The following is a 21,993-nucleotide window of genomic DNA, read 5'->3' as shown; positions in this document are numbered from 1 at the left end:
GCGCAGTCGAAGCGTTTCTACCGCACGAGTAAATAGATTACTTGCACGGTAAAGATGCTTCGACTGCACTCGGCATTGCGTTTTCGGTTTACTTAGCTTTATGCCTGAATTATCCTCCGAAACCATGCTACTCGACACCCTCCGCCAGATTTTCGCCCGCGACCTGAACCGCCTGCAACAGGAAATCGAGCTATATGAAGACGAGCACCGCATCTGGCACGTCGAACAAGGCATCGCCAATTCGGCGGGCAACCTGTGCCTGCACCTGGTGGGCAACCTGACCACCTACATCAGCGCGGAGCTGGGTGGCGTGGCGTACACTCGGGATAGAGACGGCGAGTTTTCCCAAAAGAATATTCCCCGGCCCGAGCTGATTCGGCAAATCGAAAAAACCCGGGCCGAGGTCGACCAGGCCCTGAGCCGGCTGCCCGCCAGCGCCCTGCCCGCCGAATACCCGTTGCAGGTGTTGGAGAACAAGACTTCCACCGAGTATTTTCTGATTCATCTGGCCACGCATCTGGGCTACCATTTGGGCCAAGTAAACTACCACCGACGCTTGCTGGATGCCGGTAGCCAAGCGTAGCCGGGGCAGGGCTGAACGCAGCATTTAGGTTCGCGCCGGGCAACTTTCGGGCTGCCCGGCGCGTCTTTTCGGTGTGAAATGTCAACCCAACTTCTGAGCTTAGCTGAGCGCATGAAACGCAGCTTTTGGTATGGCCTGGGGGCGTTACTGCTCGCCGCCCCGGCATCGGCCCAATCCCTGACGGGCGTATGGCAGGGTGTTGAATCGGAAACGGGAAAACCCAACGGGTACTGGCCCGCCGTGCTGCGCCTGCAGAAAAGCAAGGGCACCGACGTGTTTGGGGTGCTGTACCAGGAAGTGGGCGGCAACCCCGGCGTTTCAGTCACCTTCCAGATGCGGGGCAGCGGCAGCGCCACCGGCCTGCGCCTCACCCACCAAAGCAAGCTGAACGAAACCGGCCGCAGCCTCACCAGCTACTGGTGCGACGGCGCCATCACCTTCACCTACGACCCCGCCCTGGAAAAACTGACCGGCCACGCCACCTACCGCCCCGTGGGCGACTGCAGCGTGGGCACCTTCATCTTCTACCGCGTCAAGCTGAAATCGCCGGCCACCGTGCCGGCTGGCACCGAAAGCACCATCCGCGTGTCGGGCCGCAACGTGCTCTGGTACGCCGATGCCGAATTGCAGCAGCCCCTGGCTGCCGGCAACACCTACCGCACCAAGCTCAGCAAAACCACCACCTTCTACCTCAAGCAGGCCTATTACCCAACGGAGCAAAGCCCCGTGGTGCCCATCACCATTCAGGTGAGCGGGGCCAAACCGGCTCCGGCCCCCTCGCCCCCGCTGCCACCCACGCCCCCGGCCGACTCTGTTGCCAAAGCACCGGCCACGGCCGCCCCCATTCTGCCCGCCGCGCCGGGCCCGGTGGTGCTGCCCACGGTGCTTTTCCAGCTGGGCACGCCCGAGCTGATGCCCACCGCCGCCCCGGCCCTCGACCAGCTGGCCACCGAGCTCAAAGCCCGTCCTACCTTGCGCCTGCGCATTGCCGGCTACACCGACAAAATAGGCGAGCCCGACAAGAACCAGCTTCTCTCCGAGCAACGCGCCGAAGCGGTGAAAGCCTACCTGGTGAAAGCCGGCATCGCGCCCGAGCGCCTCAGTACCATCGGCTACGGCGACTCGCGCCCGCTCCACCCCTCGCCCGACGCCCGCAACCGGCGCGTGGAGGTTGAGGAAATAAAATAAGCCATCCGCATGCCCCACCGCCACTTTCTTATCCATAAGCCCTACGGCTACCTCAGCCAGTTTGTGGGCGAAGCCAAGAAGAAAAAGCTGGGCGAATTCCACGATTTCCCGGAAGGCATCATGGCCATCGGCCGGCTCGACGAGGACAGCGAAGGACTGCTCCTGCTCACCACCGACGGCCGGATGAGCGAGTACGTGCGCAGCCAAAAGGTCGAAAAGGAATACTACGCACAGGTTGACGGCCTGATGACCGAAGCGGCGTTAAACCACATGCAGGCCGGGGTCGAAATCGGCATTCATGGCGAGAAATTCCTGACCAGCCCCTGCGTCGCCCGCCGCCTCGACCCCGCCCCGGCCTTCGCCCCGCGCACCCGCAAAATCCGCGACGACCGGCACGGCCCCACCTCCTGGGTCAGCATCACCCTCACCGAAGGCAAATTCCGCCAGATTCGCAAGATGACGGCCGCCGTGGGCTTCCCCACGCTGCGGCTGTTTCGGGTGCGGGTGGGCGCTATCTGGCTCGGCGACTTAGCTCCCGGAGCTGTGGTAGAAGTGCCGGATTTCGGTTTGTAGGGTGCGGGGCTTGCCATTATCAAACCATTATTTTATGCTGCATGCATAACATTTAACAGCGTGTGTCGTATCTTTGCCCCAGCATTCGACACTAGCCTTATGCCCTATCCAATATGAAAAAAACCACTGCTTTCTCGGTTTCCTCGTTGCTGCTGCTGGGCGGCGTGACCTACCTGGCTGCCAAACTGGCCGACCTGGACCTGACGTTTTTCTTCGATGGCGACGACGACCAGCACCACTACTGCTAAGCCCTATTTTATCGTTACGCAGCGTTCTATCCGCGTTATTACCGCAAAAAGCCCGGCCTATTAGCCGGGCTTTTTGGTTAGCGCACCGGCCAATGCGGCGGGGCCGGACGGTTCGGCGCGGCTTTTGGAACCTTGGCCCTGCAACGGCGTAACCCGTTCAACACTTTTTTCACCGGCTGGCGGTGGCGGCCCTCGTGGCCGCAGCCGTGGCAGCTTCACCAATCCCCCTCCTGGTTTTATGAACCTTGATTCCCACCAAGCTCAGGTGAGCTACATCATTGGCCGCGACCTGGCCCGCAATTTTGCCCAGCAGGGCCTCGAACTGGACATTGATACCCTGGCCGGCGCGTTGAAAGAAGGCCTGCAGGGCCTCCCCAGCCGCCTCACCCAGGAGCAGATGCAGGCCGCCATGCAGCAACTGCAGGAGCAAATGGGCGGTGCCGACGAAGACAATAACCAAGACCCCGAATCCATGAAAAACAACAAAGCCGAAGGCGAAGCCTTCCTCGCCGAAAACGCCAAGAAACCCGGCGTCACCACCCTGCCCAGCGGCCTGCAATACGAGGTAATCACGCAGGGCACCGGCCCCAAGCCCACCCTGCGCTCGTCGGTAACCACGCATTACCACGGCACCCTGATTAACGGCACCGTGTTCGACAGCAGCTACCAGCGCGGCCAGCCCGCCACCTTCCCCGTAAACGGTGTGATTGCCGGCTGGACCGAAGCCCTGCAGCTGATGCCCGAAGGCTCGAAATACCGCCTCTACATCCCCTCCGACCTGGCCTACGGCAAGCGCGGCGCGGGCCGCGACATCCCCGGCGACACCGCGTTGATTTTCGACGTGGAGCTGCTGAAAGTGAACAACTGAGCGAACGTAGCGGCGGGGTACGCCCCCGCCGCTACCCGCACGGCGGCCCCTACCTGGAGCCGCCCCACCAGCACCATTCCGGCTGTTTCCAAGACCATGAACCCCTTCGAAGCTCAGCCCCCCGCTGACCCGCCCAACGTGGCCCCGGAACAACCTTCCGGGGCCTCTTTGCTGCCTATGCCCGGTGCGGAAGCAGCGCCCACGCCAACCGCCCCGCACTACCAGCCCGCCCCGCCCCCCGAGCCGCTGCCGGAGTTGCCGCCCCTGCCCGAGGAACGGTCTGCCGACGGTCGCGTCATTCTCACGGATAGCAGCGTGACGGTACGGGGCCGGCAGTTTTCGCTGCGCGAGCTGGAACGGGCCGAAATCACGCCCGTGAAGTGGATACTGTGGTATTTGCTGGGCGGCCTGGGCCTGACCTTTGTCATGATTGCCTTCCTACAAAACCAGCTGCGCACCGGCCCGGCCATGCTGGGCATGGTGGCCACGGCCCTGCTGCTGGCCTACGGGCACCGCGGCACCAACCGCCTGCGCCTGCACCGCCTGGGCCGCGAAGTAGTCAACTTTGCCCTGCCCGGTGATACCGCACCCTGGCAGCGCCTAACCGCCGAGCTGAACCGGCGCATCTTCCGCGTGCACGACTACGATGCCCGCCAGGCCGCCGCCCTGCTGGCCGCCGCTGATGAAGCCACCCGCCAGGCGGCCCAGGCCGCTGCCGATGCTCAGGCCGCCGCCGACCAGCTGAACCAGCCCAACGCGGGAAATGATTTTCCCGGCTAACCTCCTCCTTTCGGGGCGTGCTGCCGTAAGGCTTTTGGCCGGGGCGCGTATGCTACCTTCGCGCCCCGTAAAGCAATTATAGCCCAGCCTCCCTCCGATACCTGACCTTTACCCCCTATGAGTTCCGACACGAAACATTCGCACACCGCCATTTCCGGGGCGGGGTTGCTGATTGCCCTGGGCATCATTTACGGCGACATTGGGACCTCGCCGCTCTACGTGATGTCGTCCATTCTGAAAAGCGGCCGGGTGCCCGACCTGATTGACGCGCACCTAGTACTGGGCGGCATTTCCTGCGTTATCTGGACGCTGACGCTGCAAACCACCGTGAAGTACGTGCTACTGACGCTAAATGCGGACAACAACGGCGAAGGTGGCATTTTCTCGCTTTATGCGCTGGTGCGGCGGCGCGGCACCTGGCTTTCGGCCGTGGCCATCATCGGTGGCTCGGCGCTGCTGGCCGATGGCGTCATTACACCGCCCATCTCGGTGTCGTCGGCCGTGGAAGGGCTTAAAAACGTATTTCCAACGCTCACGCAGGACATTGTCGTTTACATTGTTATTGGCATCATTGCGGGGCTATTTTTGCTGCAAAGCTTTGGCACTCAGATTGTGGGCAAAGCATTTGGGCCAATTATGTTCCTGTGGTTCACCATGCTGGGCGTGCTGGGCACCAGCTGGATTATTCAGAACCCGGTGATTCTGAAAGCCATCAACCCGTACTACGCCTATGACCTGCTGGTGCGCTACCCGGGCGGTTTCTGGCTGCTGGGTTCGGTGTTTCTGTGCACCACCGGGGCCGAAGCGCTGTATTCGGACCTGGGCCATTGCGGCAAAGGCAACATCCGCATCAGCTGGACTTTTGTAAAAACCACGCTCTTGCTCAACTACCTGGGCCAGGGCGCCTGGCTGCTGGCCCACCAAGGCCAGATGCTGAACGGCAAAAATCCGTTTTATGCGCTCATGCCGCAGTGGTTCCTGCTCATTGGCATCAGCGTGGCCACCATTGCGGCCATCATTGCTTCGCAGGCCCTCATCACGGGTTCATTTACGCTGGTGGCCGAGGCTATCCGCCTGAATATGTGGCCCAAAGTGAAGCTTAACTACCCCACCGACGTGAAGGGCCAGCTCTTTGTGCCCAGCATGAACCGGCTGCTGCTGTTGGGCTGCATTGGCGTGGTGCTGTATTTCCGCGAATCGACGAACATGGAAGCCGCCTACGGCCTGGCCATCACCCTGACCATGCTGATGACCACCGTGCTGCTCACCATGTGGCTGAAGATGAAAAAGGTGGCCTTGCCCCTCATCATCCTGTTCGCGGTGGTGTATGGCATCATCGAAGGCTCGTTCCTGATTGCCAACATGATTAAGTTTCCGCACGGCGGCTGGGTATCGCTGGCCATCGGTGGCACGCTCGTAGCTGTAATGTACGTGTGGCTCAAGGCCTTCTACATCAAGCGCCGCCTCACCGAATTTGTGCGCCTGGAGCCTTACGTAGATGCCCTCAAGCAGCTCAGCGACGACGATTCCATCCCGAAATACTCGACCCACCTTGTGTTCCTGACCTCGGCCGAGCGCAGCACCGAAATCGAGCAGAAAATCATCTACTCCATCTTCCAGAAGCGGCCCAAGCGGGCGGATATCTACTGGTTTATCCACGTCGATACCACTGATGAGCCCTACACGATGGAGTATAAAGTGACCGAAGTAGCCAAGGACGACGTGTTTCGCATCAATTTCCGGCTGGGCTTCCGGGTGCAGCAGCGCATCAACCTCTACTTCCGCAAGGTGATTGAGGACCTGGTGCGCAACAAGGAAGTGGACATCACCTCGCGCTACGAGTCGCTCAGCAAGCAGCACGTCACCGGCGATTTCCGCTTTGTGGTGCTAGAAAAATTCCTCAGCATCGAGAACGACTTCCCCACCGTGGAGAAGCTGGTGATGCAGGCCTACTTCTACATTCGCCAGTTCATCGCCTCTGAGGACCAATACTTTGGCCTCGACACTTCCTCGGTGAAGGTAGAAAAGGTGCCGCTGGTAATTGCGCCTGTGCGTGAAGTGGCCCTGAAGCGGATTAAGTAATATCCTAATTCCAGTTTATTGACAAAAGAAACGGCCCCGCGCGAATGCACGGGGCCGTTTCTTTTGTCAATTATGAATACGAGTTAACCGCTAATCACTAACCGTTAACCACTATTTTCCCAGCCACTTGGCCAGCACTTTTTGCTGGGCGGCAGTGGGGCTGGCCACGGGCTGCACTGTGAACTTGCGGTCCGGGTTGGGCAGCGCCTTCAGCGTAATGTCGCGGGTGAGGCCGTCGCGCCGCACCTGCAGCTTCACGTCGGTACCTACGGGGCTGCTAATGAGACTCTTCACGGTTTCGTCGCTGGGCGCAGCCCCGTTGATGAGCAGCACCTCGTCGGTGGCGCTGAGGCCGGTGTTCCAAGCCGCGCCGTCGCGCACCACGCTGGTCACGAGCAGCTTGCCGGTGCGGTTCGAGAAGTTGGCGCCAAGCGTGCCATCGGTGCTCAGCGGGGCGCTGGTCAGCGTGAGGCCCGCGTAGCCGAGGGCGGTGGCAAAGTCAATGGGTTTGGTGCCGTACACGCTGTTCTGGAAGAACTCATCGAAGCGGCGGCCGGCTACAGTGGCCACGGCATCCTGGTATTCCTGGTCGGTGAAGCCGCGCTTGGCCTTCACGTAATACGTGTCGTAGAGAAGGCGCATCACGTCGTCGAGGTGTTTCGCGCCGTTGGTGGCCTGGGCAATGCTCAGGTCGAGCCAGGTGCCAATCAGGTCGCCTTTCGAGTAATAGCTGATTTGGGTGTTGTTGGCGTTTTCATTGGGCCGGTAATACTTAATCCAGGCATCAAAGCTCGACTCGGCAGCCGACTGAATGCGGTTGCCGGGCGTGTTTTCTACCTCTGTAATGGCGTTTCCCAGCTTGCCCAGGTACTCGTCGCGGGTCAGCACCCCGGCACGTTCCAGGATCTGCTTGGAGTAGTATTCAGTCATGCCCTCGCTCACCCAGAGCATGTGGGTGTAGTTTTCCTGGTCGTAGTTGAACGGCCCCAGCGCCACCGGCCGGATGCGCTTCACGTTCCAGAGGTGGAAATACTCGTGCGCCACCAGGCCGAGGAAGGACTTCATGCCGGCATCGGTGCCGTAGGTGGTGCGGCTTACTTCCAGGGTGGTCGAATACAGGTGCTCCAGGCCGCCGCCGCCGCGCTCCAGGTTGTGCACGATGAACACGTAATGGTCGAGTGGATTCTGGCCCACCACGCGGTGCGCTTCTTCGCACACACGCTTCATATCGGCCACGATTTTGGCGTCGTCGGCGGTGTAAGTGCCGTACATGGCCACCTGGTGCGGGGTGCCGTTAGCGGTGAATTCCAGCACTTTCTGGTTGCCGATTTCAATCGGCGAATCAGCTAGTTCGTCGTAGCTCGCCGCTTTGTAGGTGAACTTGCCGGGGCCGGGGCGTAGGGCAGTGCTCACCTTCTCCCAGCCGGCGGCGGGCTGCACGGTGAGCGTGCTGCCCAGCATCTTGTTGTCGGCCGGATACATAAACACACTGCTGCCGTTCAGGTAGCCGTGGTCGCCGTCGATAAACGACGTGCGTACGCTCAGCTCAAACGCGTACACGCGGTAGCTCACCCGGAAATTGGCCTGCTTGGGGTGGCGCACCCGCCAGGTATTCTTGTTGATTTTCTCTACCGTCAGGGCCTGTCCGCCGCTGGTTTGGGCTTGGAAGCCTTCCACATTCTTGGCGTACTCGCGCACCAGATACGAGCCGGGCGCCCACACGGGCATTTTTACGTCGGTGTAGTCGGCCGGAAAACCGCCCAGTTCCATCTTCACCTCGAAGTAATGGGACTGCGGCAGCGGCATTGCCAGCGTGTAGCGCAACGTGGGCACCACGGCCGCCGGGCGGGCGTTTGCACCGGTAGTTAACAGCAGTCCCGCCAAGCCAGCGGCACTCATCAATACGTTTGAATTTCTAAGCATTCGGAAAATGTATGAATTGGAAGCAAGGGCACAAAGTAAGCCCCACGGGTTGCCTCCAACCTAGCGGGCGGCCCTGCCGTTAGGAGCTAGCGTGGCGCTTATCCGGCGGCCCCGCCCTTTTTGCCGGGATTTTGTATGCGATATATCTGGATGATTTTTGTGGGGCTGCTGCTGTCGATGGTGGCTATTCTGCCGCGCTTGGGCAAGCACCAGCCCGCTCAACCCGCGACGGACGCCCCATTAGCCGACCCCGCATTGCGTGCCCAGCCCACCGCTCTGCGCACTGCTGCCGGCACTGCCCTCCCGCCCCGCGCCGACAGCATCGTGGCCTTCGGGCTGGCTCAGCGCGGCACGCCCTACGTGTACGCCGGCACCTCGCCGCTCACCGGGTTCGACTGCTCGGGTTTCATCATGTACACCTTCGCCCATTTTGGCGTTCAGGTGCCGCATTCCACCGCGCTGCTCATTGATGTGGGCCGGCCCGTGGCCCGCGCCGAAGCGCAGCCCGGCGACATCGTCGTGTTCACCGGCACGGCCGCTACCAGCACCACGCCGGGCCACGCCGGCATTGTTATTTCGAACCGGGGCGAACTGCCGCTGCGCTTTGTCCACGCCTCCTCCTCGCGCCGCGAGCCGTTTGTGAAGGTGAGCCAAGTAGAAAACTCCGACTACGAGCGGCGCTTTATGCAGGTGCGGCGGGTGCTGGGGCCGGGCACGGGCATCGTAGCCACGGCGCGGCCAAAGCTGCTGCCGGCCCCAGCCAGCACGCCACGCGTAGCCGCGCTGCCCGCCCGCCGGGTAGCCCTGGAGGAAGTAGCTGAGCCAGTTCCGGCGCTTCCTCAGCGGCTGGCGACGAAGAAATACCCAAACGCCACAACCACCGCGAAAAAGAAGGTCACCGCCAAGAAACTGACTGCTAAGGCAACGGCTAAGAAAGTGCTGGTGAAAACCAACGTCTCAGCCAAGAAGGCCTCCACCACCAAGCGCAAGCTGCCAGCCATGCCTGTTCATACAACTGCTACGAAACGCCCGGCTGCCAAAGCGCGAAAGTAGACCAATCGAAACCGCTTAAACGCAGCGATGCCCGGCCTGCCTTTGCCGTCCCACTAAAGGGCGGCTGGGCAAACCGGGCATCTAATCCTTCAAATCTTACCAAGCGGCGAAACTGGGGTGCAGTTCCGGCGTCTTCAGATAAGACCTGGCCGAATGTGGGCAGCCTTAGGAGCTACCCCACGAAGCTGTTGTTAGGCGCGTACTGCGGTGAAGCGTACGACATTCGACAGGCTTGGCAGGATTTGTTTGGGACTACTAGACATTTTGTACCTCCTTTCTTTACGTTCGAAATAGCCTCATTTGCGCAGCCCAGCACCTTAGGGCCGCTTAAATGGGGTCGTAGCACTCACTACTGAGCGGTAAAGTTAATAGCGGGGGCTAAGGTTCAAAATTTGCCCGCCTTTTTTAGGGCGATACAGCCCCAAAAGCAGCTTTAGGGCTGATTAACAGCCTTATTATTTTTTCGGGTATACTGCCGAATTTCTTGTAAGCAGCGCGGCGCATAAACTTGGCCGTAAACTTGCCATATCGCCGATAGGCTGCCCGCCAGCTTGGTCTCTGATTTTTTTGCTTACCTTTTCCCCTCAAACCCACCTCATCCAACCTTCAGAAATGAAAAAAACCTTGCTCTTACTGGTTGCCCTCGTGCTGGGCCTCGCTGGCATGGCTTCTGCCCAAACCATGTCGCCACTGGGCATCTGGACCAATTCGGAGAAGAAAGCCACCTTTGAAATCTATAAATGTGGTGACAAGCTGTGCGGCAAAATCGTGAGCCTGACCATCCCCAACGACCCCGCCACCGGCAAGCCCAAAACCGACTCGCAAAACCCCGACCCCAAGCTGCGCAGCCGCCCCCGTCTGGGCCTGGTATTCATGCAGGGCTTCAAGTACGACAGCGACAATAAGTGGGACGATGGCAAAATCTACGACCCCGAAAGCGGCAAAACTTACTCCTGCTACATGAAGATGGAAAGCCAGAACACGATGGAAGTGAAAGGCTACATCGGCTTCTCGCTCATCGGTAAATCGCAGACCTGGACGCGGGTGAAATAACCCCGAGCAATCTGCTTCCTTCCTCGCTAGTGCTCCGGCCGGCCTTCTTCCCAGAAGGCCGGCCGTTTTTGTAGCACGGTATCGGCATTGCGGCGGCCAATTGGGCTTATTTGAGCATATTTGAAGGTTCAAGCCGCCCGTTGCGCCTAAACTATTTGCCCAAGCCGGTGTTTCGACTCCACTAACGCCCCCTGTTTTGTTCGATTTCATTCAGCAGTTGTTTCGCCCCAAAGCGGCCGCCCCGGCCGCCTGGCACGCCGTGGCCTTCACGGCGGCGCAGGCCCGGCGCCACGCCCGCTGGGTAGAGCAGCAGGTGTTTCTGAACTGGCTGGAGCCCTACTACAAAGCCTACCACCTGCGCAAAGGCGGGGCCGGCGGCAGCCGGGGCCTGCAAGTGCAAATCCTACACGAGGCGGGGCGCCAGGGGGCCATGTTTTTCTTCGACCCCACCATCGGGCCGGGCAATTTCCGGCACTTCTATGAGTACTTGGGCGAGCGCCTGCTCGGGCTGGGCTACCACCGCGCCTGCGCCGACCAATGCACCCAGCGCAAGCAGCACCTGCGCGAAACCGTTCTCAAGCAGCTCTTCAAGCCCAACCCTACCGACTGCCCCGAAACGGGCAACTGCAACCAGCGCTTCGGCCTGGTCACCATCGACCTGGTGGCGGTGAATGGGCATCCCATGTTCATCCGCCTCAGCAGCAACGCGGTACTGCAGCCCGGCTTCACACCGGCCAGCTCGTTCGATGAGCTGCTGCAGCAGCTGTTCGATGCCCCGCCGCCCACACCGGCCACCCAGGCGTTGATAGCCGAATACCACAGTCAATTCTGACGCCCCGGTACATTTGTTTCAAACACAAAAAAGCCGCTCCCGGATTGGGAGCGGCTTTTTTTGTGCGCGAGCGCAAAGCTATTCCCGCACGAAATGCCCCCGGCCCAGCATGTCGCCTTCGGAGCCGAGCAGGCGCAGGTAGTACAGGCCCGGAGCGAGGGCGTGGGTATCGAGTTGCGGCTGGGCGGCGCGCAGGGCCTGGCGCAGCACCACGCGGCCGGTAGCATCCACTACCTCGGCGCGGGCGGTGGTGGCGGGCACGGCGGCAAGTTGGAGCTGGTCGTGGCAGGGCACGGGGAACAAGGTGAGCGGGGCCACGCCGGCAGTGGCGCGGGTGGCCAGGGCGAGGCTGTTGTCGCGCACAGGCGCGGCGGCGGGCAGGTCCAGAATCCACTGGTCGGGGTCGACGGCGATGCTGGATACCGTGCCGGCAGCCGCAAACTGAAACGTCTGGGTGGCTTGCGACTGGCGCAGGCGCACGGTTTGCGTGGTGCCGTTGGTGAAGGTGAGGCGATAGTCAACCTGTGTGTCGAAGAACGGCGTGACGGAGGGCACCGAGGCCGTTTCGGTCACGCGGAGCACGACGGTGTTGCCCACCTGGTTCCACCGGCCGTTGAAGGTGGGGTAGCCATTGCCCCGAAACCACTGCTGAAAGAAATAGGTGAGCGAGAAACCGGCTTCGGCCTCGAAGATGCGCTGCAGGTCGGCGGTGTGCGCGGTGGAGGCGCGGTACGTGGTCTGGTAGGTGCGCAGGGCACGGAAAAACTTCGTGTCGTCGTTCAGCAGATAGCGCAGCATGTGGATGACGGCCGCCCCCTTCTTGTACGTCAGGGCAGTGCTGAAAATGCGGTTGACGTTGGTGGTATCGGCCACGTACACACTGCCGGAGCTCTGCTGGGCCGTGGCGTGGGCATTGTCCATCCAGTTGCGGGCGGTGGCGGGGGTAGTAAAGGTCTGATAAGAAATGTATTCGCCGTAAGAAGCGAAGCCTTCGTTCAGCCAGATGTCTTCCCAGGAAGCGCAGGTCACGTTGTCACCAAACCACTGATGGAACAGCTCGTGGGCCGTGAGGTTGAAGAAAAAACCATCCTGCGTGGTCATGGTCTGGTGCTCCATGCCGCCACCCAGGCCCAGCGGGGCCATGCTGTGGCCGTATTTCTCGTTGGCAAACGGGTAGAGGCCGACCAGATTGGAGTAGTTTTCGATGAAGCCGGGCGTCCGGTCAACTTCGCTCTGGTAGTAGGTCAGGGCATCCTGATTGTATAGGTAGTTGACGATGGGGATGGTGGGCCCGCCCGTGGGATGGGCGTAGTTCACGTACTCCACGTAGGGCGCCACCGCTACCGAAATCAGGTAATAATCAATCGGATGGCGTGATTTCCATTCGTAGCGCACTTTGCCATTAGGCAGGCTCACGGTGCGCGTGAGCACGCCGTTGGAGCCCACCTTGTTGGGGAGCGTGGTGGTCACCCACACGTCGCTGGAATCGGCCTTATCGGTCAGCACCTGCTTGCACGGGAACCACTCGTGGGCCGAAAACGGCTCCGAGAGGCTGTAGGTAATGTTGTACGGAATGACATTTGTGTAGCCAATCTGGCCTTGGGTGCGGTTGCTCAGGCCGTTGCCGATGGCGGCTGAGTTTCCACTCGGGGCCGTGCCGTGGTAGTAGATGCGGGCATCGGCCAAGGCATTGGCGGGGGCCACCTGGGCCAGCTTGGCGTTCACGTCCTGCCCCACCCGCCGGATGCCGGGCGAGCGTTTCCCGTTCACCACCACCGAGTCGATGAGTAGCGTGGCCGTGCCGGCGGGCGAGCCCGCCGGGGCCTGATACAACTCAAACGCCAGCGAATCGAGCGCCTGGCTGCCTACCCGCACACGCATCAGCACCGAGCCGGACACGTTCAGCGAGGTATTTTCAAGGGCCAGGTCGAGCTTGTAGTACTTGACATCGTAGCGGTTCATTTTGGCGCGGTGGGCCACCGAGGAAGTGGCCGTGCGCTGGGCATTGGCGATGCGGCCCGCCGCACAGACCAGGCCGGCATCTGGCCCCGCGGCAATCTGTTGGGGCGCGGTGGGCGTAGATTGGGCCAGCAGCAGCCCGGGGGCACCAAGCAAGGCACTGGTAAAGAGAGCGTAGAGATGACGACGCATAAGGGAAAGATGTGGAAATGCGGAGAAATAAAAGCCGGTTCGGGCCGGTTGCGAATCAAGCATTCGAAGGTACGTTGGCTAAGATAAAAATGGCTTTATTGGCCTCGGCCATTGTTCGGCTTACTATTGGTCTGGGCAGCCGTATATTTCGGCTTTATCAGGATTTAATTTGCTTTTTTCCTTTTGGCATGCTCTACCGCCCCCGCCTGCTCCACCCGTTTCCGCTTGGCTTCCTGCTGTTTATAGCGAGTTGGCTGGGTTTGGCAGAGCCAGCACGCGCTACGCACATTGTGGGGGGCGAAATGGAGCTGGTGCACAATTCCGGCGATTCTTACACCCTCCTGCTCAACCTTTATTTTGATGCCTACAACGGCAGCCCCAGCGCCCTCGATGCCGACCTGACGGCCAGCATTTTCGACAAAGCCACCAATGCCCGGATGATGAACGTGCTGCTGCCGCTCACTAGCAATACCTTCGTCAGCTATACCAACCCGGCCTGTGCCAAGCCCACGCTCAGCACCCGTAAGCTGGTGTACAGCAAGGCGATTACGCTCCCGGCCGGCACGTACAACGGCCCGCAGGGCTATTACGCTGCCGTGGAGCGCTGCTGTCGCAACAACTCCATCAGCAACATCGTGGACCCCGGCGGGGCGGCCCAGACCTTCTATCTCGAATTCCCATCGGTGGTGCGGCGCGGCCAGACTTTCTACGATTCCACGCCGCGCATTTTCCCGCCCCTGGCCGATTATGCCTGTCGCGACGAGCTTTTCTATTACGATTTCGGCGGTCAGGATGCCGATAAGGACTCGCTGGTGTATGAGTTAGTGACCCCGCTCAACGGGCATTCCAATGCCACCACTCCCAAGCCGGCGTCAGCTTCGCCGGGCCCCTACTCAACCATCACCTGGCAGCCGCCCGCCCCGGCGCTGCCGGGCCAGCCCGCTCTTCCTCCGCTAGGCACTCTTAATCAGATTCCGGGCACGCCCACGCTCCAAATCAACCGGTTCACGGGGCGGCTCACGGTGCGCCCCAGCAATCTGGGGCTGTTTGTGTTTGGCGTGAGCTGCTCGGAATACCGGAGGGGCGAAAAAATCGGCGAGTCGCGCCGCGATTTCCAACTGATGGTGCTCAACTGCCCCACCAACACTAAGCCCAGCATGGTACTGCTGCCAGCTGCCGCCAGCAACGTTCCATACCGGCCGGGCCGCGATACCCTGCATCTAGTGCCGGGCAGTAACCACTGCGTGCGCCTGCGCTTCACCGACCCAGACCCCAATTCGCGCCTCTCGTTATCGCTCAGTCCGGTCAATTTTTCGGGTCTGCTGCCAGCTTTCACCACCGCCACCAGCGGCGCGGTGCGCAGCCCCGGCCAGCCCGATACGCTCACAGCCACCCTTTGCTTTCCTGATTGCATCAATACCCGGGGCCGGGTTTTCCTACTGGATGTGGTGGTGGGCGACGACGGCTGTAGCCTGCCCAAGCGCGATACCGTGCGCGTGGCTTTCACCTCGGTGCCCCCGCCCAACTCGCCACCTACGCTCACTACCACGGCCGGGCCGGGCCTGCCTTTACATGTGCGGGTGGGCGACCTGGTTACCTTCAACCTGACCGGCACTGACCCTGACAACGACCCCATCCAGCTGGAAATGACCGGGCAGGGCTTCAATCCTGCCAGCCTGGGGGCCACCCTCACGCAGGCCCCGGCCGGCAACCAGCAGCAGGGGCGCTTTTCCTGGCGCGTGGACTGCCGGGCCGTGGGGCCAGATTCGGTTCTGGTATTTCAGTTCGCGGCAGCCACTTCGCCGTGTACCGAGCGGCAGGCCGCCATAATTTCGGTGCCCGTTGTGGTGCGCTACGCCAATACCCCACCGGTGCTCACGGCCAGCCCACTGTTCCCGCTGCCTGCGAGCCCTGGAGTGCTGCCCGTGGTGCGCCTGCCGCTGGGCGCTACGTTCACCACCGCGCTGGCCGGGGCTGATGCCGACCGCGACGGCCTGACGCTGACCGCCACCAGCGAGAATTTTGCCCTGGCCGAAGCCGGCATGAGCTTCACGGCGCAGAACGGCACGGGCGTGGCGGCCGGCACTTTTCGCTGGGACGTGAGCTGCGATGCCGTGGTGCTGCACCGCCCCCTGGACGTGACCTTCCGGCTGGTGGACGCCACCTGCCGGCCCGTTCCTCAGGCACAGACCGTGCGCTTCGAAGTCATCCGGCCCGAGTCGCCGGAGCTGAAGCTCTACAACATCATCACTCCGAACGGCGACCGTGTGAACGATGAGTTTCGCTTGCCGGAGCTGCCGCTCAACTTCTGCGATGAGCAGTTTGCCAGTGTCCGGATTTTCTCGCGCTGGGGGCAGCAGCTGTTCGAGTCGCACGACCGGGAATTCCGGTGGCCCGGCGAAGGAAGCGGCAGCCTATACTATTATTTGGTGACATACACTGACGGCCGCTCTTTCAAAGGCTGGCTGGAAGTGAAGCCTTAATCTGATTCAGCACCTCTCCATTTTCAGCACAAAGGCCCGCTACAACTGCAGCGGGCCTTTGTGCTGAAAATCATTATTATATAATCCGAAATTTCGATTTTAATACATAAATAGAAAGACGGCAAACAGCACCACCCACAGCACGTCGATGAAATGCCAGTAGGTGCCCATGAGTTGTAATTGTCGGCGGTGATAGGGGTTGCGAATGAACACAAGCGAGCGCACGGCGTCGCGGTCGGCGTGGGCGACGCGCAGCAGCAGCGCCAGCAGAAACAGCACCCCACCCAGCAAATGGGCCACGTGCAGCGCCGATATGAGGTAGATGAACTGGCCGCTGCTGGTGCTGGTGCGCCCCTGAAAAAACACGCCCTGCGTCATCAGCTCGCGCCAGCCCAGCACCTGCAACCCGGCAAACACGCAGCCCAGTAGCAGGGTGGCGCCCAGGCAGCGGGCCAGGCTGCCCAGGTCGTCCTGAGCATAGAGGCGCCGTGCCTGCCCGATGGTATAGCTGCTCAGGAGCAGCACGATGGTGCTAAGGGAAAAGTAGCGGGGCAGCGGATGCAGCCCGGTGGGCACCCCGCTCCGCAGGCGAGTGGTCACGTAGGCTGCCACCAGCATTACGAACATGATGGCGATGGCAACCATGGCCAGATATCCCGCCACCAGGAGCGGGGGCATGCGTTCGATACGGCCAAACGACGAGGAATTTCGCCGCGCCCCAACCTGATTATTGCGTTCGAATTCGGAGTTCATGGGGTAGCACCAAGGGAGATACTACCGAAACTAACGCGGTGATAATTAGTTGCACACCCGCCCAAATTTGCCCGAAAGTTGCGCCCTATTTGAAGAAGGAGCCAATCTTGCCCAGCACGGCGTTGAGCGTGATTTTGGGGGTGCGCTGCACGCCAAAGGTGACGTAGGTTTTGCCGCCCACGCGCAGGTCGAGCACCCAGCCCAGCTGCCGGGCCAAATCGTTGATTTGCTGGAGCGGGTCGGGGCCGCTGGATTTGGGGGCTTTAGGGGTGCCCGGCGGCTTGGGCGGACCGGCCGTGAGCTCGTCGAGCACCTGCTGGCTGGGAATATTCAAAATAAGGTAGGTACCGGCGGCGGCCAGCTGCAAGGCGTGGCCATTCCAGTTGATGACCAGCTGAGCCTCAATTTCGAGCGTGCTAGGCACCGGGGTTGGGGGTGCTGCTGGTGGGCAATTGGGGTGCCGAGGCGGGCTGCTCGCCCCGCGTGCGGATGCGCAGCGAGCCATTTAGCTTCCAGGTGGCGGCCGGGGCGTTGGGGTTTTGCGGGTTGGGCACTTGCAGCTCCATTTGGTCGAAGGCACAGCTTAGCTCCACACCGCCCGAAAGCTTGCCGAGCAGCGAGGCGGCCATATCGGCCCAGTTGGGAGAGGAGGAATCAGGCATAAAACAGCAAATGGATGGTGAAAACCTAGGAGTCAAAATACCCGTCAGCGCGGGCCAGCTGGCCGCAAAGTACGACCTTTGCCCCTGCTAACGCAACGCGCAGGCCAGAGTTGCTGTTTCATCCGCCACGCAGGAAACCTGCGTAGAGCACCTCCGACTGCTATTGTTATTTATTGTTCGATGCATCTTTCCACTATCCGCCCGCTTCACGCGGCAGCCTTTTTCCTGTTGATTTCGGTTCCTGCCCATGCCCAGCTTGCTGCCGAATCCGCTCACGCCCCCCGTGTTGCCGACATTTCAGACCTTGCTTTTGAGCCCAGTGGTCCATTTGCCAGCCAGGCCGCTACGATGGGAGTGTACGAAGGCTCAAATATTAAATACGTGCTGCTTGATGCGGAGGGCAAGACAATTGCAGACCCGACCGGGGCAATTGCCTTGGCGGGCAGCACTGCGTCGGCTAGTGCTGAGCTGGACTCCCTGCTGAAACAATGCCGGGCGGGCGCGGCCCCAACACAGGTAACCGTGCCGGCCGGCACTTTCAGCTGCTACCCGGTTACCGGCCAATATACCCCGACCAACACACCCCAGCCCGGCCCAAAAAGCGGCGGCAAGCAGGTCGATTATTATGCCCCCATCATCGGCCTTATTAAAACCGATTATTACGATAGCAACGGCAAGCTGCTGCAAAGCCGGGTGCTGAGCAAGCTGCGGTAGCACCCGGCCACGGCGCGGGCTGCTACCTTTGGGGCCTTCCAAACCCGCCCCCTCACTCCTGCTGCCCATGAAGCTTATTGAATGCCCGCGCGACGCCATGCAGGGCCTGCCCGACTTCATTCCCACCGCCACCAAAACCGCCTACCTCAACTCGCTGCTGCAGGTGGGGTTTGACACGCTGGACTTTGGTTCCTTCGTGTCACCCAAAGCCATTCCGCAGCTGCGCGACACCGCCGAAGTGCTGGCCGGCCTCGACCTCAGCACTACCCAGACCAAGCTGCTGGCCATCGTGGCCAACCTGCGCGGGGCCGAAACCGCCCTGCAACACCCCGAAATCAGCTACCTGGGCTTTCCCCTCTCGGTGTCGGCCACCTTCCAGCGGCGCAACACCAACCAGAGCCCCGCCGAAGCATTGGCCGACGTAGCCGCCATGCACGAGCGTTGCGAGCAGCACGGCAAAACACTGGTTACCTATCTGTCCATGGGTTTCGGCAACCCCTACGGCGACGCCTGGAATCCGGAAATCGTAACCGATTTCACGGCTAAGCTGGCGGCGCTGGGCATTCGCATCGTGGCGCTGTCCGATACCATCGGAGCCAGCACGGCCGCCACCATTGAGCCCCTGTTTTCGGCGCTGATTCCGGCTTTCCCGGCCATTGAGTTTGGCGCGCATTTGCACACCACGCCCACCTCCTGGCACGAGAAGGTGGCCGCCGCCTACACGGCCGGCTGCCGCCGTTTCGACGGCGCCATTGGCGGCATTGGAGGCTGCCCCATGGCGGCCGATGAGCTGACGGGCAACATGGCCACCGAGAATTTATTGGCTTTTCTGGGCGAAAAGGGAGTAGATTCGGGACTGAACCTGCAGGCGTTCGGAGAGGCCCAGGCGGCGGCGGGCCAGGTTTTTGGGTTTCATTAAAACTTCGTGCTGATGGCGACCACCGTCGATATTTTCATTCCCTGCTTCGTCGACCAGCTTTACCCGGCCACGGCCATGCACATGGTGCGCGTGCTGGAGCGAGTGGGCGTGGCGGTCAATTACAACCCTAACCAAACCTGCTGCGGCCAGCCGGCCTACAACGCCGGCTACGTGGACCAGAGCCGCGCCGTGGCCGACAAATTCCTCGCCGACTTTGCCGCCCCGGCCACCGATGCCCAGCGCTATATTGTGAGCCCGTCGGCCTCGTGCGTGGGCATGGTACGCAACAGCTACTCCGATTTGTACGCCGGCCGGCCCGAACAGGCCGCCTGCCGGGCCGTGCAGGGCCGCGTGTACGAGCTGACCGAATTTCTCGTCGACGTGCTGGGCATCACGGCCGTGCCGGGCGCGCGGCTGGCCGGCAAGTACACCTACCACGACTCCTGCTCGGGCCTGCGCGAATGCGGCCTACGGGCGCAACCACGCCAGCTGCTGGACGCCGTGGCCGGCCTGGAGCGCCTCGAAATGGCCGAAACCACTACTTGCTGCGGCTTCGGTGGCACGTTTGCGGTGAAATTTGAAGCCATTTCGGTGGCCATGGCTCAGCAAAAGGTGGAGCACGCCCTCGACACCGGGGCCGACTTTATCGTGAGCACCGACGTGAGCTGTCTCATGCACCTCGAATCATACATTAAAAAGGAAAAGCTGCCGTTGAAGTGCCTGCACGTGGCCGATGTGCTAGCCAGCGGCTGGTAAGTTGGTTCTTCGTATTATCCCTGTTTCTCCCCTCCTTATCATTTTCGTGCAGCATTATTTATCCGGCCGGCTCTCGCAGTATCTGCTGCTGCTGGCTTGTTTGGCGGGCATTGCGGGCCTGCTGGCTTCCCGGGCGCTGATTGCCATTGCGCCCATTGTGGGCGTGGTGGCGGCTCTGGCCAATCCGCAGCTGCGACGTGCCATTCCGGGCTATTTCCGGAACGGGGCGGCCATGCGGGCGGCGGCGGTAATCGTCTTTCTACTAATTAGTGGCCTTTACACTTCGGAGTTGCTGGTGTGGCGGCACGAGTTATTCCGCGACCTTACCTGGCTGGCGGTACCGCTGGCCTTCACGCTGGCCGTGCCCCTCACGCGGGGGCAGCGCCTGGCGGTGGGCAGCGTGTTTGTGCTGGGTGTGGCGGCTGCGGGCCTCGCCACGCTGGTACAGTACTGGCAAAACGCCGCCTTTGCCAACGAGGAAATCATATTTGGGAAGAACATGCCGGCCTTCACCCATATTTTCCACATCTCGTTCGGGGTCATGCTGGCCCTGGGCTGCTGCTGGGGGCTGCTGCTGCGCCGCGAGGCGCTGGCCGGCCGGCTGCTGCGCGGGGCACTGCTGGCGGCGGCGGCGGCGGCGGCTGTCACGCTGCACGTACTGGCTTACCGCACGGGCCTTCTGGTTTTCTACACGGCCTTATTTGCGGTCGTGGTGCGCCTGTTGCTGCGCCGCAATCTGGCGCTGGGCCTGGGCTTGCTGGCGCTGCTGGTGCTGGGGCCGTGGGCGGCCTACCACGGGCTGGAGTCGGTGCAGCAACGGGTGGAGGCCACACACTGGGACCTTGAACAGTTCACTACAGGCCACGACATCAACCACTATTCGTTGTCGCGCCGGCTGGCGGCCATCGAAACGGCGGTCCACGTCATTGCCCAGCACTGGCTGATGGGCGTGGCCCCGGCCGATGCCCGCGCCGCCATGATGACCCAGTACGATTGGCAGGGATTCGGCCTTGAGCCCGAAAACCGCATCGAAGTGCACAACCAATTCCTGCAAGCCATGGTGGGCGGTGGCATAGTGGGCCTGGCCTTGCTGCTGGCCGTAATGTTCTGGCCGCTCACCCGGCCCTGGGCCCGGCGGCAGCCGGCCATTGGGGTATTCATGCTAATGCAGGCCACTAGCATGCTGGTGGATGCGCCGCTGGACCTGCAGTTGGGCCTGAACCTGTTTGTGTTTGGCTACGGCTTTCTGGTGGTAGCTGGCGAGCGCCGCGCCACCGAAGCGCTGACCGAGCCACAAGCCAACTGATAGTGCTTCCGTGGCGCGGCATTTGTGCTCATTGATTTACAGCGCCTTCCGAATCCGGTCTTTCAGGCCCTCGGTGGCTTCCAGCAGGGGCAGGCGCACAGCCGCGCCGCATACCCCCAGGGCCTCAAGCACGGCTTTCACGCCCACGGGGTTGCTTTCCTCATACATGAGCGGGTTGAGGGGCAGCAGGTGAAACAGGCCCTCGCGGGCGGCGGCAAAGTCGCCGGACAGCGCGGCGCGGGTGAGGTCGGCAAAGCGCTTGGGGAAGGCATTGGCCAGCACCGAAATGACGCCTTCGCCACCGCAGGCAATGAGGGCGGGCGTGAGCATGTCATCGCCGGAGAGCAGCAGGAAGTTTTTGGGCTTGCGGGCCGCGATGGCCAGGCACTGTTCCATGAGGCCGCTGGCTTCCTTGATGCCGATGATGTTGGGGTGCTGGGCCAGGCGCAGCGTGGTTTCGGCGGTGAGGTTGGAGGCCGTGCGGCCGGGCACGTTGTAGAGGATAATGGGCAGCGGGCTGGCATCGGCCAGGCGGGTGTAATGCGCGATAATCCCGGCCTGGCTGGGCTTGTTGTAGGCCGGACTAGCCGATAGAATGGCCGCCACGCCGGTGAGGTCGGTGGTGCGCAGGGCCTCTTCGGCGGCGGCCGTGTCGTTGGAGCCAATGCCGTAGACCAGCGGCACGCGGCCGGCCACGTGCTCCACGGCCACGCGCAGCAGCTCGGTTTTCTCAGCCGCCGTGGTGGTGGGCGACTCACCGGTAGTGCCGTTCACCACGAGGTATTCCACGCCGCCGTCGATGCAGAAATCGAGCAAGCGGCGCCAGCCGGCGTAGTCCACGGCTTGTTCCGGGGTGAAGGGGGTGACCAGGGCCACGCCCGTGCCATGAAACGCGGGAAGACGGGAGCCAGATTTGTTCATGCCGGGAGTTTGGGAGTTAGTTTTGTGGGCTGCAAAAGTAGTAGGTAGGCCCGCTTTCACCCGCCTGAACTTTACGGAACGTCATGTAGCGCGCAGCGAAGCATGACGGGCTGGTTGCCTGACTTTCTTACTCTCCTGAATCCAT

General features: G+C 61.6%; 21 protein-coding genes. 15 read left to right on the top strand and 6 right to left on the bottom strand.

All coding sequences use genetic code 11. The features are described from left to right. Positions 1-100: 100 nt before the first annotated feature. The 7 genes from I7X13_RS02685 (at position 101) to I7X13_RS02660 (ending at position 6,322) form a co-directional block, all read left to right on the top strand. On the top strand, positions 101-583 hold the full coding sequence (locus I7X13_RS02685; RefSeq protein WP_317191515.1) for a DUF1572 family protein: 483 nt from the start codon (positions 101-103) through the stop codon (positions 581-583). A gap of 78 nt (positions 584-661) precedes the next feature. Then, positions 662-1,771 carry an OmpA family protein gene (locus I7X13_RS02680; RefSeq protein ID WP_198074245.1) on the top strand — a complete coding sequence of 370 codons (1,110 nt, stop codon included), beginning with the start codon at positions 662-664 and terminating at the stop codon, positions 1,769-1,771. A gap of 9 nt (positions 1,772-1,780) precedes the next feature. Beyond that, positions 1,781-2,344, top strand: a complete 564-nt coding sequence (locus I7X13_RS02675) for a pseudouridine synthase (protein WP_198074244.1) — start codon at positions 1,781-1,783, stop codon at positions 2,342-2,344. 113 nt (positions 2,345-2,457) lie between these two features. Continuing rightward, the gene (locus I7X13_RS21725) at positions 2,458-2,592 is read left to right on the top strand and encodes a hypothetical protein (protein WP_262894965.1); all 135 of its coding nucleotides are present in this window, start codon (positions 2,458-2,460) and stop codon (positions 2,590-2,592) included. 238 nt (positions 2,593-2,830) lie between these two features. Beyond that, positions 2,831-3,460, top strand: a complete 630-nt coding sequence (locus I7X13_RS02670; RefSeq protein ID WP_198074243.1) for an FKBP-type peptidyl-prolyl cis-trans isomerase — start codon at positions 2,831-2,833, stop codon at positions 3,458-3,460. A 96-nt stretch (positions 3,461-3,556) separates the two neighbouring features. Beyond that, positions 3,557-4,240, top strand: coding sequence for a hypothetical protein (locus I7X13_RS02665; RefSeq protein WP_198074242.1), 684 nt, complete (start codon positions 3,557-3,559; stop codon positions 4,238-4,240). A 117-nt stretch (positions 4,241-4,357) separates the two neighbouring features. Next, the gene (locus I7X13_RS02660; RefSeq protein ID WP_198068223.1) at positions 4,358-6,322 is read left to right on the top strand and encodes a KUP/HAK/KT family potassium transporter; all 1,965 of its coding nucleotides are present in this window, start codon (positions 4,358-4,360) and stop codon (positions 6,320-6,322) included. A 111-nt stretch (positions 6,323-6,433) separates the two neighbouring features. Here the strand turns inward: I7X13_RS02660 and I7X13_RS02655 are convergent, their stop codons facing one another. Then, positions 6,434-8,245 (bottom strand): M61 family metallopeptidase, encoded by a 1,812-nt coding sequence (locus I7X13_RS02655; protein ID WP_233454641.1) that lies wholly within the window; start codon positions 8,243-8,245, stop codon positions 6,434-6,436. A 135-nt stretch (positions 8,246-8,380) separates the two neighbouring features. Here I7X13_RS02655 and I7X13_RS02650 point away from each other — a divergent pair, with 135 nt between their 5' ends. The 3 genes from I7X13_RS02650 to I7X13_RS02640 all read left to right on the top strand — a co-directional run bounded on the left by I7X13_RS02650 (position 8,381) and on the right by I7X13_RS02640 (position 11,183). Further along, positions 8,381-9,298: a C40 family peptidase gene (locus I7X13_RS02650; protein WP_198074241.1), complete on the top strand. Its 918-nt coding sequence runs from the start codon at positions 8,381-8,383 to the stop codon at positions 9,296-9,298. Positions 9,299-9,910: 612 nt separating this feature from the next. Beyond that, positions 9,911-10,351, top strand: a complete 441-nt coding sequence (locus I7X13_RS02645; protein WP_198068221.1) for a DUF2147 domain-containing protein — start codon at positions 9,911-9,913, stop codon at positions 10,349-10,351. Between the two features lie 196 nt (positions 10,352-10,547). After that, complete coding sequence (locus I7X13_RS02640) at positions 10,548-11,183, top strand: hypothetical protein (RefSeq protein ID WP_198068220.1); 636 nt, start codon at positions 10,548-10,550, stop codon at positions 11,181-11,183. A gap of 78 nt (positions 11,184-11,261) precedes the next feature. On the opposite strand, the gene I7X13_RS02635 is transcribed toward I7X13_RS02640, so the two are convergent. After that, positions 11,262-13,334, bottom strand: a complete 2,073-nt coding sequence (locus I7X13_RS02635; protein WP_198074240.1) for a M1 family metallopeptidase — start codon at positions 13,332-13,334, stop codon at positions 11,262-11,264. A gap of 188 nt (positions 13,335-13,522) precedes the next feature. Here I7X13_RS02635 and I7X13_RS02630 point away from each other — a divergent pair, with 188 nt between their 5' ends. Further along, positions 13,523-15,817, top strand: a complete 2,295-nt coding sequence (locus I7X13_RS02630; protein ID WP_198074239.1) for a T9SS type B sorting domain-containing protein — start codon at positions 13,523-13,525, stop codon at positions 15,815-15,817. A 99-nt stretch (positions 15,818-15,916) separates the two neighbouring features. On the opposite strand, the gene I7X13_RS02625 is transcribed toward I7X13_RS02630, so the two are convergent. The 3 genes from I7X13_RS02625 to I7X13_RS02615 all read right to left on the bottom strand — a co-directional run bounded on the left by I7X13_RS02625 (position 15,917) and on the right by I7X13_RS02615 (position 17,232). Then, entirely contained in the window at positions 15,917-16,570 is a 654-nt protein-coding gene (locus tag I7X13_RS02625) for a cytochrome c oxidase subunit 3 (protein WP_198074238.1), read from the bottom strand. A gap of 85 nt (positions 16,571-16,655) precedes the next feature. Next, on the bottom strand, positions 16,656-16,994 hold the full coding sequence (locus tag I7X13_RS02620; RefSeq protein WP_198068216.1) for a hypothetical protein: 339 nt from the start codon (positions 16,992-16,994) through the stop codon (positions 16,656-16,658). Next, a complete protein-coding gene (locus tag I7X13_RS02615) occupies positions 16,987-17,232 on the bottom strand; it encodes a hypothetical protein (protein ID WP_198068215.1) in 246 nt (81 codons plus the stop codon). Before I7X13_RS02615 ends, I7X13_RS02620 begins: the two co-directional genes overlap by 8 nt. A 180-nt stretch (positions 17,233-17,412) precedes the next feature. On the opposite strand from I7X13_RS02615, the gene I7X13_RS02610 reads away from it, so the two are divergent. The 4 genes from I7X13_RS02610 to I7X13_RS02595 all read left to right on the top strand — a co-directional run bounded on the left by I7X13_RS02610 (position 17,413) and on the right by I7X13_RS02595 (position 20,927). Next, positions 17,413-17,946, top strand: a complete 534-nt coding sequence (locus I7X13_RS02610) for a TapB family protein (RefSeq protein WP_198074237.1) — start codon at positions 17,413-17,415, stop codon at positions 17,944-17,946. Between the two features lie 67 nt (positions 17,947-18,013). Continuing rightward, positions 18,014-18,865, top strand: coding sequence for a hydroxymethylglutaryl-CoA lyase (locus I7X13_RS02605; protein ID WP_198074236.1), 852 nt, complete (start codon positions 18,014-18,016; stop codon positions 18,863-18,865). Between the two features lie 12 nt (positions 18,866-18,877). Further along, positions 18,878-19,621 (top strand): (Fe-S)-binding protein, encoded by a 744-nt coding sequence (locus I7X13_RS02600; protein WP_198074235.1) that lies wholly within the window; start codon positions 18,878-18,880, stop codon positions 19,619-19,621. 46 nt (positions 19,622-19,667) lie between these two features. Then, the gene (locus tag I7X13_RS02595) at positions 19,668-20,927 is read left to right on the top strand and encodes an O-antigen ligase family protein (RefSeq protein WP_198074234.1); all 1,260 of its coding nucleotides are present in this window, start codon (positions 19,668-19,670) and stop codon (positions 20,925-20,927) included. 36 nt (positions 20,928-20,963) lie between these two features. On the opposite strand, the gene dapA is transcribed toward I7X13_RS02595, so the two are convergent. Continuing rightward, positions 20,964-21,848 carry a 4-hydroxy-tetrahydrodipicolinate synthase gene (gene dapA, locus I7X13_RS02590; RefSeq protein ID WP_198074233.1) on the bottom strand — a complete coding sequence of 295 codons (885 nt, stop codon included), beginning with the start codon at positions 21,846-21,848 and terminating at the stop codon, positions 20,964-20,966. Positions 21,849-21,993: the final 145 nt, after the last annotated feature.

Origin of the sequence: Hymenobacter negativus, assembly GCF_016056375.1 — a bacterium.
In the GTDB taxonomy this organism is placed as follows: Bacteria; Bacteroidota; Bacteroidia; order Cytophagales; family Hymenobacteraceae; genus Hymenobacter; species Hymenobacter negativus_A.
The sequence above is the reverse complement of the archived record's forward strand: the minus strand, read 5'-3'. Positions and strand labels throughout refer to the sequence as shown.

Coding starts and splice junctions, on each gene's coding strand:
- I7X13_RS02660 (WP_198068223.1), top strand. CDS start 4,358: ATGAGTTCCGACACGAAACATTCGCACACCGCCATTTCCGGGGCGGGG.
- I7X13_RS02665 (WP_198074242.1), top strand. CDS start 3,557: ATGAACCCCTTCGAAGCTCAGCCCCCCGCTGACCCGCCCAACGTGGCC.
- I7X13_RS02635 (WP_198074240.1), bottom strand. CDS start 13,334: ATGCGTCGTCATCTCTACGCTCTCTTTACCAGTGCCTTGCTTGGTGCC.
- I7X13_RS02600 (WP_198074235.1), top strand. CDS start 18,878: ATGGCGACCACCGTCGATATTTTCATTCCCTGCTTCGTCGACCAGCTT.
- I7X13_RS02685 (WP_317191515.1), top strand. CDS start 101: ATGCCTGAATTATCCTCCGAAACCATGCTACTCGACACCCTCCGCCAG.
- I7X13_RS02675 (WP_198074244.1), top strand. CDS start 1,781: ATGCCCCACCGCCACTTTCTTATCCATAAGCCCTACGGCTACCTCAGC.
- I7X13_RS02630 (WP_198074239.1), top strand. CDS start 13,523: ATGCTCTACCGCCCCCGCCTGCTCCACCCGTTTCCGCTTGGCTTCCTG.
- I7X13_RS21725 (WP_262894965.1), top strand. CDS start 2,458: ATGAAAAAAACCACTGCTTTCTCGGTTTCCTCGTTGCTGCTGCTGGGC.
- I7X13_RS02625 (WP_198074238.1), bottom strand. CDS start 16,570: ATGAACTCCGAATTCGAACGCAATAATCAGGTTGGGGCGCGGCGAAAT.
- dapA (WP_198074233.1), bottom strand. CDS start 21,848: ATGAACAAATCTGGCTCCCGTCTTCCCGCGTTTCATGGCACGGGCGTG.
- I7X13_RS02680 (WP_198074245.1), top strand. CDS start 662: ATGTCAACCCAACTTCTGAGCTTAGCTGAGCGCATGAAACGCAGCTTT.
- I7X13_RS02645 (WP_198068221.1), top strand. CDS start 9,911: ATGAAAAAAACCTTGCTCTTACTGGTTGCCCTCGTGCTGGGCCTCGCT.
- I7X13_RS02655 (WP_233454641.1), bottom strand. CDS start 8,245: ATGCTTAGAAATTCAAACGTATTGATGAGTGCCGCTGGCTTGGCGGGA.
- I7X13_RS02670 (WP_198074243.1), top strand. CDS start 2,831: ATGAACCTTGATTCCCACCAAGCTCAGGTGAGCTACATCATTGGCCGC.
- I7X13_RS02615 (WP_198068215.1), bottom strand. CDS start 17,232: ATGCCTGATTCCTCCTCTCCCAACTGGGCCGATATGGCCGCCTCGCTG.
- I7X13_RS02605 (WP_198074236.1), top strand. CDS start 18,014: ATGAAGCTTATTGAATGCCCGCGCGACGCCATGCAGGGCCTGCCCGAC.
- I7X13_RS02610 (WP_198074237.1), top strand. CDS start 17,413: ATGCATCTTTCCACTATCCGCCCGCTTCACGCGGCAGCCTTTTTCCTG.
- I7X13_RS02650 (WP_198074241.1), top strand. CDS start 8,381: ATGCGATATATCTGGATGATTTTTGTGGGGCTGCTGCTGTCGATGGTG.